The 13,440-nt window shown below is 45.6% G+C and carries 12 protein-coding genes and 1 pseudogene; 11 read left to right on the top strand and 2 right to left on the bottom strand.

What is annotated here, in order from left to right; all coding sequences use genetic code 11:
* The 9 genes and pseudogenes from AAFP11_RS27360 to AAFP11_RS27320 all read left to right on the top strand — a co-directional run.
* A pseudogene (locus tag AAFP11_RS27360) lies at nucleotides 1-374 on the top strand (RNA-guided endonuclease TnpB family protein); the annotation flags it as partial.
* 26 nt (nucleotides 375-400) lie between these two features.
* Entirely contained in the window at nucleotides 401-598 is a 198-nt protein-coding gene (locus AAFP11_RS27355; protein ID WP_341739858.1) for a hypothetical protein, read from the top strand.
* A gap of 20 nt (nucleotides 599-618) precedes the next feature.
* On the top strand, nucleotides 619-942 hold the full coding sequence (locus AAFP11_RS27350; RefSeq protein ID WP_341739857.1) for an AAA family ATPase: 324 nt from the start codon (nucleotides 619-621) through the stop codon (nucleotides 940-942).
* A 212-nt stretch (nucleotides 943-1,154) separates the two neighbouring features.
* On the top strand, nucleotides 1,155-2,807 hold the full coding sequence (locus AAFP11_RS27345; RefSeq protein ID WP_341739856.1) for an AarF/ABC1/UbiB kinase family protein: 1,653 nt from the start codon (nucleotides 1,155-1,157) through the stop codon (nucleotides 2,805-2,807).
* 375 nt (nucleotides 2,808-3,182) lie between these two features.
* Nucleotides 3,183-3,929, top strand: coding sequence for a hypothetical protein (locus tag AAFP11_RS27340; RefSeq protein WP_341739855.1), 747 nt, complete (start codon nucleotides 3,183-3,185; stop codon nucleotides 3,927-3,929).
* Nucleotides 3,930-4,123: 194 nt separating this feature from the next.
* Nucleotides 4,124-4,807, top strand: coding sequence for a deoxyribose-phosphate aldolase (gene deoC, locus AAFP11_RS27335; protein WP_341739860.1), 684 nt, complete (start codon nucleotides 4,124-4,126; stop codon nucleotides 4,805-4,807).
* Between the two features lie 18 nt (nucleotides 4,808-4,825).
* On the top strand, nucleotides 4,826-5,704 hold the full coding sequence (recO, locus tag AAFP11_RS27330) for a DNA repair protein RecO (RefSeq protein WP_341739854.1): 879 nt from the start codon (nucleotides 4,826-4,828) through the stop codon (nucleotides 5,702-5,704).
* Between the two features lie 207 nt (nucleotides 5,705-5,911).
* Entirely contained in the window at nucleotides 5,912-7,477 is a 1,566-nt protein-coding gene (locus AAFP11_RS27325; RefSeq protein WP_341739853.1) for an MFS transporter, read from the top strand.
* Nucleotides 7,478-7,501: 24 nt separating this feature from the next.
* Nucleotides 7,502-8,725 (top strand): glycosyltransferase family 4 protein, encoded by a 1,224-nt coding sequence (locus AAFP11_RS27320; protein ID WP_341739852.1) that lies wholly within the window; start codon nucleotides 7,502-7,504, stop codon nucleotides 8,723-8,725.
* A gap of 138 nt (nucleotides 8,726-8,863) precedes the next feature.
* Here AAFP11_RS27320 and AAFP11_RS27315 read toward each other — a convergent pair whose 3' ends face one another.
* Together AAFP11_RS27315 and AAFP11_RS27310 are read right to left on the bottom strand one after the other, a co-directional pair.
* Complete coding sequence (locus tag AAFP11_RS27315) at nucleotides 8,864-10,543, bottom strand: phosphatidylglycerol lysyltransferase domain-containing protein (protein ID WP_341739851.1); 1,680 nt, start codon at nucleotides 10,541-10,543, stop codon at nucleotides 8,864-8,866.
* Nucleotides 10,544-10,608: 65 nt separating this feature from the next.
* Complete coding sequence (locus AAFP11_RS27310) at nucleotides 10,609-11,634, bottom strand: alpha/beta hydrolase-fold protein (RefSeq protein ID WP_341739850.1); 1,026 nt, start codon at nucleotides 11,632-11,634, stop codon at nucleotides 10,609-10,611.
* A 123-nt stretch (nucleotides 11,635-11,757) separates the two neighbouring features.
* Here AAFP11_RS27310 and AAFP11_RS27305 point away from each other — a divergent pair, with 123 nt between their 5' ends.
* Together AAFP11_RS27305 and AAFP11_RS27300 are read left to right on the top strand one after the other, a co-directional pair.
* Nucleotides 11,758-12,198 carry an NUDIX hydrolase gene (locus AAFP11_RS27305; RefSeq protein WP_341739859.1) on the top strand — a complete coding sequence of 147 codons (441 nt, stop codon included), beginning with the start codon at nucleotides 11,758-11,760 and terminating at the stop codon, nucleotides 12,196-12,198.
* A 207-nt stretch (nucleotides 12,199-12,405) separates the two neighbouring features.
* The gene (locus tag AAFP11_RS27300; protein ID WP_341739849.1) at nucleotides 12,406-13,320 is read left to right on the top strand and encodes an NAD(P)H-dependent glycerol-3-phosphate dehydrogenase; all 915 of its coding nucleotides are present in this window, start codon (nucleotides 12,406-12,408) and stop codon (nucleotides 13,318-13,320) included.
* The last annotated feature ends 120 nt before the right edge of the window (nucleotides 13,321-13,440 follow it).

The raw sequence follows: 13,440 nt of genomic DNA, 5'->3' as shown, positions 1-13,440 counted from the left end.
CTAAATCTGGATTGAATAAATCCTGGCTGGATGCAGCTTTTGGGCAATTTTTTACGACGCTGAGCTACATAGGAGAAAAAACTGGGGCAGTCGTCGTTTCACAAAAACCTGCTTACACCTCAATGCTACTGTGTTATCGGAATGAAATGGTTTTCACCGATTGCAATATTCGAGAGTATTGGGACGAGCAAAATTCTTTGATGGTAGATCGCGATCTTAATGCTGCGATTAACCTAAAAAGACTGGGGTTGGACATTTTCCCCAGTATAAAACGCCGTAGTGGGAATCTTTCTATAGTTGGTTCTATGGATAACAGTACCATCAAGGAAATCTTACATACCCTTCATCGGGCTGTTAAGAAGCCCACATCATAATCTGTACTCAGATTTGATGTGGGAGTATGTCACAGAACCTATCTTTAATTATAAGGCCCAATTGCGATCGCCTTTTCGATCAGATCGAGCTCTTGATAGAGTTGGCGGCTTTCCTGGAAAAATTGAGCGGCGGTGGCGGATTGATGCGGGATACGATGTTTGTAGATACTGTTGAATTGACTTTCTTCGCACCGAATGTTAATATTGATTGTAGTTTTTGGTAAAAATTCAAATTAACTGCACTATGACTGAAAAAATTATCTCAATGTTTAACAACAAAGGTGGAGTTGGAAAAACAACTATTCTCTGGAATTTAGGAGTTTCACTGGCCGCAGCAGGTAAAAAAACTCTTTTGATTGATTTTGACCCCCAGTGCAATCTTTCTATTGCAACCATTGGTTATGAGGAGTTTGCTAAATATAATGTGCCAATTAAATATTTATCAACAAAAAGACCCACTAGAGATGCTATTAAATCGGGAGCCTGGACATATAGTCAAAGTAATTTGATGAAAAATATGGATAAAGAATATGATAGCTTAGCAAAATATATTATCAAAAACTTTTGAGAGTATTTTTGATCTCAAATTTCGAGGATGATTTTTTCTCCTCAAAATGCTTTTGGCTGTGTTAAGAATTGCGGTCTGTCAACCAAAATTCGATCGCCCCCTTCGCCCCTTCGCCCCCTCACCCCAAGTTATTCCCCTAGATACTGGTCAGCCCACTCAACAGCGCTATCCTAGTAGTTATAGTCCTTAAACCCGATCGACCCGGAGGCCCCGTGTTCAGTCTAGTTCAAACCACTTCTCGCCAAGGAGAAATCCTAGAAGTCGTCTTCCGCAACGGTTGGGACTACATGAAAAGCCTCCTCACCGGCCGCAAAACCGACGAACCCAGTCTGCCACCCCCAGCAGTCCTCCGCAACATCCTGATCGAATTAGGCCCAGTGTTTGTGAAATTGGGACAATTGCTCAGTACCCGTCCCGACCTTTTACCCACAGCCTACCTCGATACCCTCTCCTCCCTGCAAGCCGATGTTCCCCCCGTACCTTGGTCGGAAGTAGAAGTGATTATCCGCCAGGAACTCAAACTGTCGATCGAAGAAACCTTCTCCAAATTTAACACTCAAGCCGTCGCCGCCGGTTCGATCGCCCAAACCCACAAAGCCACCTTAAAAGACGGCCGCCAAGTCGCCCTCAAAGTTCAGCGTCCCGGCATTGATATCATCATAGAGCGAGATATTGCCGTCCTCAAAGCCTTAGCAGAACTTGTTGCCCTCACAGACTACGGTCAACAATACGATATCGTCGCCCTAGCCGAAGAATTTGCCACAGCCCTGCGCGCAGAACTTGATTTTATTCAAGAAGCCAGCTACACAGACGAACTCAAACGCAACCTTTCTAAAAGCCGCTGGTTTGACCCCAAACAAATAGTCGTCCCAGAAATTCAGTGGAAATTAACCACCAAAAAACTATTAGTAATGGAGTGGCTAGACGGCGTACCAATTTTGTTAGGTGATTTGCAAGGACTTCGCCACAACGGGGATGCAGATGCCGAACGCGAAGAAATTACCACCCTGCTTTGCCGCGCTTTCTTTCAACAGTTATATATCGACGGATTTTTTCACGCCGATCCACATCCCGGCAACTTATTTTACCTCAAAGATGGACGCATAGCCCTCCTAGACTGTGGCATGGTTGGTCGATTAGATCCGCGCACTCAACAGAGTTTGACAGAACTGTTACTGGCAATTGTGGATTTAGACTCTCAACGCTGCACTCAATTAACATTACAAATGGCAGAATTTGCTCAGCCTACTAGCTTAGCCAATCTAGAGAATGATTTGGCGAGAATGCTGCGTAAGTATTACAATGTCAGCCTGTCGCAAATGAACTTGTCGGAGATATTTTATGAAATGCTGGCCATCACCCGCAAAAATAAAATCCGACTGCCTAGCAACCTCGGTTTATATGCCAAAACTCTCGCTAATTTAGAAGGTCTAGCGCGCGCTTTCAATCCCAGATTCAACATTGTAGAACAGGTGAAGCCGCTGATGACCGATTTGTTTCGGCGTCAGTTATTCGGAGAAGATCCGGTGCAAGCTTTACTAAGAACGGCGCTGGATCTCAAAAGTTTGTCTCTGCAATCTCCACGGCAATTAGAAGTGCTGTTAGACAGAGTTACTTCGGAAACTTTGAAGTGGAATTTAACTGTAAAAGAAATCGATCCTCTGCGCCGCACTTTGGGGGATTCGGCGAATCGACTTTCTTTTAGTATTGTTGTGGGTTCGCTGATTGTAGGAGCGGCAATTATTTCATCTAATTCTCAAACTGCTCAACTATCTTTTTTGAGCAATGGTTTGTTTGCAGCGGCGAGTTTTTTGGGTTTGTGGTTAATTATTAGTATTCTCAGATCGGGTCGTTTGCGGGGGTAAAAACAGTTCACAAAAATTTACATCTCACGATTTAGTGGCCTAGCAGGATATAGGGCATTGCCACAACTCGCTTGACTGACGCTGAGATACGGTAAAACTGCCAAAGGTAGCAGAACGTCGATGAAGCGTCAAGAATCACCGCACCTGAAAGGGCCGTGAGTATGTCAATGACGTACCCTAACCAGGTTGTTTTCTGGTGCTGTTTTTAATATGGAACTACCCGATCGCAGCTTGTGTATCGGTAGGGTATACTCAGATGTGCCCATAGGTATCCTAATACTGCTCTATCCCCAAAGGCGATCGACAGCCTTTAATCCGGTATTGACAGGGAAGCATAAGTAACCATATACAACTCATTACCCTTAGAAACACGACATGAAAAAACTAATTTTACTGACTGGGATGCTACTGATGATGATGGTAAAAACAGCCTTTGCCAGCCCCCTAGCTCCAAAGGTTGAAACAATGGATCGGATAGCAACCTCGGAAATTCGAGAAACAATCGAGAAACCCACCAACGATGTCGCAGCCCCACAAATTGAACCCATCAAGCCGATGTCAACATCGGAAATTCGAGAGACTATCAAAAAATCCACCACCTATATTTTTGAAGGCATCAAAGGACGAGAACTCACACTTTCCCTATGGGCTGGAGAACTGAGCGCCGAACTCTACACTCCCAGTGGCGAAAATTTGGGAACCCTTGACAAAAGAGATAATCAATGGGTAGGGAAGTTACCGGAGTCGGGCATCTACCGCGTCCGAGCCATCCCTAAACGCGAAACCAGTAGTTTTGTATTGGAACGTGACTTTAGTGCCAAGTGGACTTATCGCCCCGATCGCGTAATTCCCATAGCATTCGGAGACAAAGAAGGTAAAATTCAACTGAAAATGTCCGGCTACCAAGTCCAGCCCCTGACAATTGAGGCGAAACGGGGACAGACAATGAGAGTCACTGCTAGCAACAAAAATATAGATGTGGCGATCGAATCTCCGTCAGGAATACTCCTGGATCAAGGGGAAGGTCAAACTTTCGCTCAACTGCCAGAATCGGGAGTTTATCGAGTCCTCGTAGTTGCAAACAGACCAATCAAGCCTGCAATCAAAGTTTCTCTGCAATAGTCAAAATAGCCAGAGAAAAAATTGCCAAAATACTATCTTACTTCTGGTATTTGCCACCAAAAAATACCAAAGCTCGCCTAAAGGGCGAGTTTTTTTTAGACCATAATATAAATTAATACTTAACCCTAGTTTCTTAATAATTAAACAGATTTAGAGACATAATAAAGAAGTAGTGAATGCGGATAAAAACCACCATGCCTGCAAACCAGTCAGACATAGATATTGCCCCCTCGATCGACTACGGCCTCATCGACCCGACAGCCACGCCAGACCAATTAGAAAACTGTTGCCAACAAGCAGAGAGATTTGGCTTTGTCACAGTGTGCGTGTACCCATCCTACGTCCGAAAAGCTGTTGAGCTACTGCACGGAAAACGTCCAAAAGTTTGTACTGTGATCGGTTTTCCTACCGGTGCTTCGACTTCCAGGGTGAAGCTTTACGAAGCCCTAGAAGCCGCTGACAATGGAGCCGTAGAGTTAGATGTTTCTGTTAACTTAGGATTATTGAAAGCTGGAAAAATTGACGAATTCCATCGGGAATTAGCGGAGATTTGCGAAGAAACTAATCTCACCATCAAAGCAATTATCGAAAGTTCTCTCCTTTCGGATGCGGAAAAACAATTAGCTGCTGAGATTTGTATGGAGGCTGGGGCTGCTTATATTAAAACCAACACGGGCTTTTTTGGGGCGGCGACAGTTGATGATGTACGGCTGTTGAAGGAAGTTACGAAGGGGCGGATTGGGATTAAAGCGGCCGGGGGCATTCGCACTCATGAACAAGCTCTAGATTTGATAATGGCTGGTGCGACTCGTTTGGGGACTTCTCGCGGTCCTGAATTAATCCGCCAGCGGGATAATTTGAACCAGAGAAATGAATAGTTAATTGTTATTGGTTAGATGATTAGAAATTACAAAGCAACTGGCATTAATCTCAAGAGTTCGCCCCTAGGGGAATCCGATCGCGTGTTGACAGTTTTAACGCGGGAGTTTGGTTTAATTAGAGCCGTAGCGCCCGGTGTTCGCAAACAACGATCGACCATCGGCGGTAGAAGCGAATTATTTGTCGTCAATGAATTGCTCCTGGCCAAAGGTCGATCGCTCGACAAAATTACCCAAGCCGAAACTGTAGAGTCCCATCCGGGCTTGAGTCGCAACCTGGGAAAACTCGCATCCGCCCAATATTTGGCCGAATTGGCGATCGCCAGCGCCCTTTCCGATCAACCCCAAGAAGAACTATTTTGCTTGCTGAGCGAACACTTGAAGCGTTTGGAGCGTTTGTCCGATCGCACCGATGCAGACTCCCTAGCCTTACTTGTCGCCCACCTGGATCAGGCAATTTTTCACCTGCTAGCCATTGCCGGCGTTGCACCCCAAGTCCAAGTCTGCTGCGCCACCAGACGCCCCTTGATGCCAAATTTCAGAGATCCAAACTGGCAAATTGGATTTAGCATACCTTCGGGGGGAACCTTCAGCTTGTCCGAGTTAGCTAACCTAGAGACAGAACGATCCGAAGCAACGGGTTCGGCTCACATTGGGGCTTCCCGTTCCCCGAAAACTTCTGCCAGCAAACACTTGACAGATTTTTGTATAAATGCTAGGGAATTAAACGCACTGCAACAGTTGGGTAGCCCAGAACTCAAAATAGGAGGGATAGGCGATGGCGGAGCTTGGGTATCAGTAGAAAATATTTTGCGGCAGTATGCCCAGTATCATTTAGGTTGTGCGATTCGATCGGGAAGTTCGATCGATGCTTATTTAGAAAGTTTTGAGTTTTGAGCAGAGGAAAAAGAGCGATCGGCACGCTCCGAACCCCACTCAGGGCGAAACCCGAACCAGCAAGTAATTTCAGGTAAAGTCCAAAGATTCTGAGAACATTGGATAATAAAAAAGTTACAAATTATTAAACTTGGCTGTTCCAGCCCTAATTTGAATTTCACATCCCGCCGAATCTCGATCGTCAAGAACGATTTTGCCCCAAACCCCATGATGCGACTTTCCGATTCTGATTTGACAAGATCTGTTTTAAGCGTGACTCATCACCAGATGGAAGAACGAGAAAATTTGCCCAACTTCGACTCTCATCCAGTTTCCGATGTATGGAGCAAGGGCAAAGACTCAGCAATGGATAAATATCCCAGCACTCCCGAACCAAACAGGGGAAATGGCCGCGTCAAGCAACCGGAACAAAAACTCCCCCAGCAAACCACCCCCGAACCAACCGCCACCAACTCAGCAGCAATTGTCGAAAATCCCGAACCAGAAACAGGATTTCTGCCAATTCTGAAAAACCGTAATTTTTTAGCATTGTGGAGCGGCCAAATTTTCTCCCAGCTAGCCGATAAAGTATATCTGGTACTGACCATCGCCCTGGTAGCCAGCAACTTCCAAGCAGCCGATCAAACCATCAGCAGGTGGGTGTCAGCAATCATGATTGCCTTTACAATTCCCGCAGTGCTGTTCGGGGCCGCCGCCGGTGTCTATGTTGATAGATGGCCAAAAAAAGCAGTGCTCGTAGCCACAAACCTGCTGCGGGGAAGTTTAGTTTTAAGCCTGCCCATAGTGCTGTGGCTATCTAAAGGCATAGAAATAGGTCAATTACCCCTCGGATTCTGTTTGCTGCTGCTGGTGACCTTCCTAGTTTCAACCCTAACTCAATTTTTTGCCCCAGCAGAACAGTCAGCCATTCCTCTGATGGTAGAACGTCGCCACTTGCTCACCGCAAACTCCCTCTACACTACAACCATGATGGGTTCGGTGATTATTGGTTTTGCAGTGGGAGAACCCCTACTAGCTTTAGCCGATACTCTCTTTACTAACCTTGGTGGCGGCATCGGCATTGGCAAAGAATTAGTAGTAGGAGGAAGTTACGCACTCGCTGGAGTCTTGTTGCTTTCCCTGAAAACTGGCGAAAAAACCGAGGTGGAACACGAACCGCCACATCCCCTAGCTGACTTGAAAGATGGGCTACGTTACATCAACGATCAACCAAAAGTCCGTAATGCTTTAATCCAACTAATTATTCTGTTTTCGATTTTTGCAGCCTTAGCAGTTTTAGCAGTGCGGTTGGCCGAAATACTTCCAGGTATGAGGGCTTCTCAATTTGGCTTTTTGCTGGCGGCGGTGGGTGTGGGTATGGCCGCAGGAGCCACAACTGTTGGTTATCTAGGTAACAAATTTTCTCACTCCCAATTCAGTTTAATTGGCTCCATGGGCATGGCATTTGCTCTGATTGGTCTGTCTCTATTTACACACAATTTGTGGATATCCGTACTATTGATTACCCTGTTGGGTGTATTTGCGGCGATCGTCGGAGTGCCAATGCAGACTACAATTCAAGCAGAAACTCCAGAAGAAATGCGGGGAAAAGTTTTCGGGCTGCAAAATAATGCCACTAATATCGCCTTGAGTTTACCCTTGGCCTTGGCAGGAGTCGCTGAAACATTTCTGGGTTTGCCAAAAGTATTTTTGGCTTTGGCTGGGTTAGCGATCGCAGGTGGTGTCTTAACCTGGTATATTTCCCGTAATAGCACAGTCGATCGACTCCCATAAAATAACAAACTCAAATTTACTTGAATGCACATTGCTTGGCTGGGAAAAAAATCACCTTTTTGCGGTAACGTCACTTATTCTAGGGAAGTCACCAACGCACTTTTAGACCGGGGCTACCAAGTCAGTTTTCTGCACTTTGCCCAAGAAGCAGAACTAGAAAGGAATAAGGCAGCGTGGAGTATGGCTAAGGGGAAATGGGGGGCAGAAATTGCTGCCACCTCATTTGCTCAGTCGCTTCCACCCGCGAGTTGCAACGAAGTCTCCTTACCCTGTCTTTACAAGTCGCAAATTTATACAATTCCCACTTTCAAATCCAGTAAAGTGCTGATGAAATCTCTGCGGCGGCTGCAACCGGATGTCGTTCACGCTTCGCTGACCCTTTCGCCTCTAGACTTTCTGCTACCAGAAATCTGCCAAGAATTGAATATACCCCTGGTAGCAACTTTTCACCCGCCGTTCGATCGCAAATTGCGGAATTTGACATCGGGAACCCAACACCTGATGTATCAACTGTACGCGCCGTTTTTAGCTCACTACGACTCCACGATCGTATTTTCTCAGATTCAGCGGGATATATTGGTGAAGTTGGGAGTACCCGAAGAGCGGGTGGCTGTGATTCCCAATGGAGTAGACGCAGTTAAGTATTCTCCAGGGCCTTCGGGGTTGAAGTCGGAACTAAAGGCCGATCGGATTTTTGTCTACCAAGGCCGCATTGCCCCAGAGAAAAATGTCGAGTCCCTGCTAAAGGCCTGGAAACAATGTAATTTTGGCCCTGGAAACCTATTGGCCATCGTCGGCGACGGGCCCCTCGCCGCCTCGCTGCAACTATTCTACGGCGAAGATGAGGGCATTGTGTGGCTCGGATTTGTCGCCGACGAGGAACGGCGGATCGAAATTCTGCGGGGTGCAGATGTGTTTATTTTGCCTTCTTTGGTCGAGGGATTGTCGCTGTCACTGCTGGAAGCGATGGCCTGTGGCTTAGCCTGTTTAGCCACCGATGCCGGCGCTGATGGCGAAGCCTTGGAGGAAGGGGCTGGGATAGTTTTAAATACTCAGCGGGTGCGGAGTCAATTGCAAACGTTGCTACCACTGTTTTGCGATCACCCGGAAATGTCACAGATGCTTGGCCAAAAAGCTCGCCAACGGGCGCTCGATCGGTATACTCTCAGTCAGAATATTACTGAGTTGGAAAAGCTGTATGCACAGGTTTTGCAAGGCCAGCGCCTACCTGTTCGGGGCCTAGCCTAACAGAACCGAGGCAGAGCCTCTAGATATGGGTTCCCAGGCTAGAGCCTGGGAACCAGTTAAACTGTTGAAGTGGGAACGAGCAATGAACTTGTTCCTTCTTCCTTCTTCCTTCTTCCTTCTTCCTTCTTCCTTCGTTTTCTAACTTCCCGGCCGCAAATAATCCCAAAGTCGATCGCCCGAATCAGCCCGAATCAACGCAACTACAACATCCGGCAAACTGCCCAAACTGGGATAAACCAAATAACGCGCTTCCCAGCGCGGCCCAAACTTATCTTTAAAACTGTGCAATCCCTGAAAATTATAAAACTTACTCAAGTGTTCAGAAAGATAAATTAACACCTTTTCCAAACGCCCAGATTTTTCAGCTTCTCCCACTCCCGCCAAAGCCGATAAACCCAAGTCAAATTCTGCATATCCCAATTCTTGACAGTGCTGCAACATCGAAGCAAATAAACACTCCATCGTGCCATTTTCCACCTCAATCCGCCTTCGCATTAAATCAACTCCAACTACCTGATTTCCCGAAGATATCATATTAGCAAAAGCACTAATTTTACCATCGGGTGTATGGATAGCTATAGCGCGAGTTTCTCGTAGATATGTCTCGTTAAACCAGCCTAGAGAAAAACGTTTTTCTGCACCCTGAACCATTTGCAGCCACTCATCACTCACAGCTTTCATTTGCCGTATCAAGTCAGAACTTAAAGGTGGTTCGTAAAATTTGACTTGGTGTCCGGCTTTGGTCAAGCGATTGATGGCAGTTCTTAAATTTTGTTTAGCCTTGCCTTTGAGACTAAAATCTTTGAGATTGACCATAGCTGATTCGCCAATTTGTATGACTCGAAAACCGAGAGCATAATATATTTCTAAATCATCCGGTAAAGTTTGATAAAATGTCGGATACCAATCATTGCGATCGCAAAATTCTTGAAACCCCAAAATTGTCTCTTTGCGGTCTTCTGGTGGCCCGATGGGGTCTCCCAAGGCGATCGCACCTCTGCCTTTTGGCACGTAGGCGATGGCCGTTTTTCCCGAAGGACTAAAATAATAAGATTTATCCTCAAGTAACGCTAATCTCCCTAGGGTAGTCCGTCCATATTTGGCGATAATTTCTTGAGCTTTATACCGTTCTGAAGAAGTTGCCGAATCTCGCAACAGCACCGGACGCAGCAGCATCAAAAGTGCATAACCAAGCGTTACCGAACCCACAGCATAAATCGAATCCGCAAAAAACATTGCAAACCGAGTTTTGGGAACCAATCCTGCATTATCCGCCGTAAAAAACATTGCCAGAGTTTGGAATAGCGCTCGATCCCAATCAAAATTAACCGCTTGTTCGTTAACTTCAAAGCGCCCATCCAGAATGTAAAAACCCATCGTCCCGTAAGCGAGGGTAAACAACAAAGCGCCTAGCAAAACCCGAATTCCTTGAGCAATGGAAGGGCGATCCGACTTAGCAGTAAAAGTCTTACGCATCACCAACAACTGAAACAAGAGTACCCCAGAAAGCAAACTTTCTTCAACATCCAATCCCTTGATTAAATGAACGACAATAGAAAGGATTAACAATCCCACTGTCAGCAACCAAGCAATCCGTTTTCGCCTCAACAAATTAGTTGCCAGAGTTAGCAGCATAAATCCGATAACTGCTGCAAAAAAATGCCCGCCAGCCCTCACGGTAAAAGGAAAAAAAGGCTCTAACCAATTTCGGCGATCGGGTAAACTAGGAGTTACAGCAGACAGCAGATTAATCACTCCTACCAATCCGGTTAAAAATGATGCCGTCCAGAGTCCAATTCTAGTTTTTTGACTTAACACAGTTCACCTTTATATTTGCTAGTTTCTATTTTTCGGTGCGCTCAGTGATATGTTAAACCAATTTTTTATGAGGCTGCATAGAATCTGATCCCCCCTAACCCCCCTGGTGGGAGGGGGGGACAAGAGTTACTCAAAGTCCCCCTTATTAAGGGGGATTTAGGGGGATCGGGATATGTGCAACGACTCATTAAATTGGTATTAAACTGCTTTCCAACATAACTCAAAGAATCCGCCAAATGCTTATGCCAATAATTCCAACCGACATCAGGGCCCACAATCCCATGTCCCCCCGCAAATTTGTTAAACTCATTCGCAATACCCAAACTATTTAGTTGAGCGTGAAACTGTTGAGTGGAAGTAAGAAACTTCTCATCTCCTTCCCCCGCATCCAAATAAGCCCGGAGTCTTTGTCTATCTTTAATAGAAAGTTTCTCAACTAAATATTTAGGACTATTAGCCTTGCCACTTTGATCCGTAAAATAGCCGCTGTGGCTGAACAGAATATTAAAATTATTCAAGTAACGCAAACCGATATTAAAAGCACCCCAACCCCCCGAAGATTGTCCCCCCATTGCCCAGAATTTGGGGGATTCCAGAGTTCGATAGCGCGATTTTATTTCAGAAACCAATTCAGAGCCGATCGCGCTTCCCACCAGACCATTGGGCCCATCAAAATACTGCGGGTCCCACAAAGGACTTGTACCCCGCTGGTCGTTTCCGTCAGGAGTAATTATAATTGAGGGCGGTAATCTTTTGCTTTGATACAAGTCGTGAAGCACAGAAGTAACAGCAGCTTTGTCTTGATAAGCCCGTGCGTCTCCGTGTCCCCCGTGTAACAAAAAAATAACTGGATAACGCTGTTGGGAATTTTTAGCGTACCCAGGTGGTAAAATTAAGCCGTAAGTGCGCTCTGAATTCATAGCCACACTTTTATATGTTTTGAGTTCAAAATTCAAGTTGGCATCGGTGACTACTTTCGGAGGGTCTAACTGAGGTGCTCCGGCGATAAAAACGTACCAATATCCAGTTGCGCCTAATAGGAGAATAGTAACTGTACCGATACCGAAAACTTTTTCGATCCATTTAGGCATAATGTTTGTTATTAGTTATTACTTATTAGTTATTAGTTATTGGTTGTTTGTTACATAATAAAATCATTAGTGCCCAAGGACCCATACCCAATGCCCGATGCCCAATTCCCAATTTCCAACCAAATGATTTACCAAAATCCTACGCCCACAGTTGATATTATCATAGAATTGGTCGATCGCCCCCACCGCCCGATCGTACTCATAGAACGTCGCAATCCTCCCTACGGCTGGGCGATTCCCGGCGGCTTCATGGATTGCGGCGAATCCGCAGAAACAGCGGCCAAACGGGAAGCCTTAGAAGAAACCAAATTAGAAGTAGAATTAATCGAGCAATTCTACGTTTATTCTGACCCAAATCGCGACCCCCGCAAACATACTCTCAGCATTGTCTTCCTAGCTTCCGCCACCGGAATTCCTGAAGCTGCTGACGATGCTAAAAATTTAGAAATATTTGAATCTTGGCGTATTCCAACCCAATTGTGCTTCGATCACGATCGCATTTTGCGCGATTATTGGCGATACCGTCATTATGGATTGCGACCGCAGTTGATAGTTGACAGTTGACAGTTGACAGTTGACAGTTGACAGTTGACAGTTGGCAGTTGACAGTTGGCAGTTGGCAGTTGACAGTTGACAGTTGACAGTTGATAGTTGACAGTTGATAGTTGATAGTTGATAGTTGCTACTTACCAATAACGAATAACGAATAACGAATAACCAATTCCCAATTCCCAATTCCCCATTACCTATTACCTATTACCTATTACCCAAATGACAATCTTGACAATATTAGGCGGAGGTGCTTGGGGCTCGGCACTGGCAAATCTGGCAAGTAAAAATGCCCATCAAGTTAACTTGTGGTCCCGTCGTAGTTCTTTTGAACTTGAGTCTGCGATTACAGGTACGGATGTTGTGGTTTCGGCAGTTTCGATGAAAGGGGTTGCCGCTACAGTCGATCGACTTCTGTCCACAAATCTGGGCCCTAACACCATTATAGTTACTGTTACCAAAGGTTTAGACCCCGCCACTACTCGTACTCCTTCACAAATTTGGCAAACTGCTTTTCCTCGCCATCCGATTGTGGTGCTTTCTGGCCCCAATCTTTCTGAGGAAATTCGGCAGGAATTACCGGCTGCAACAGTAGCAGCTAGTTCAGATTTAGCAGCAGCTAAGCAGGTGCAGCATATTTACAGTTCGGAAATTTTTCGGGTTTATATTAATCAAGATCCCTTGGGAACTGAATTAGGTGGTACCCTGAAAAATGTATTTGCGATCGCCGCTGGTGTTTGCGACGGTTTACAATTAGGAACAAATGCAAAATCTGCCTTGCTAACTCGTGCTTTGCCGGAAATGATTCGAGTTGGTGTTCGTTTGGGCGCTCAGGCAGAAACTTTTTATGGCTTGTCAGGCTTAGGAGATTTACTCGCTACTTGTAATAGTTCTTTATCGCGCAATTACCGGGTTGGTTTTGGATTGGCTCAAGGTAAATCTTTAGAGCAAATTTTGCAGGAATTACAAAGCACGGCTGAGGGAGTAAATACTACCAATGTTTTGATTGATTTAGCTAATCAACGTGCTATTGAAGTACCTGTTTCCCGTCAAGTTTACCGTTTGCTAAATGGTGAAATCACTCCCGAACAAGCAGTTTTAGCTCTGATGGAACGAGATTTGAAACCGGAAATATAACCCACATTCCGCACCCCCAACTGGCACATAGGCGGATTGAGGGGGTAAAAGTGAATCATCCGAGACCAAGCGTGAGTAAAAACACCCAAAAATCTCTGCAACGATCGCATCACGAGCGTT

The organism is Microcoleus sp. CAWBG640, from assembly GCF_020883015.1.
Classification (GTDB): domain Bacteria; phylum Cyanobacteriota; class Cyanobacteriia; order Cyanobacteriales; family Microcoleaceae; genus Microcoleus; species Microcoleus anatoxicus.
This window is presented reverse-complemented; position numbering and strand designations above follow the sequence as displayed.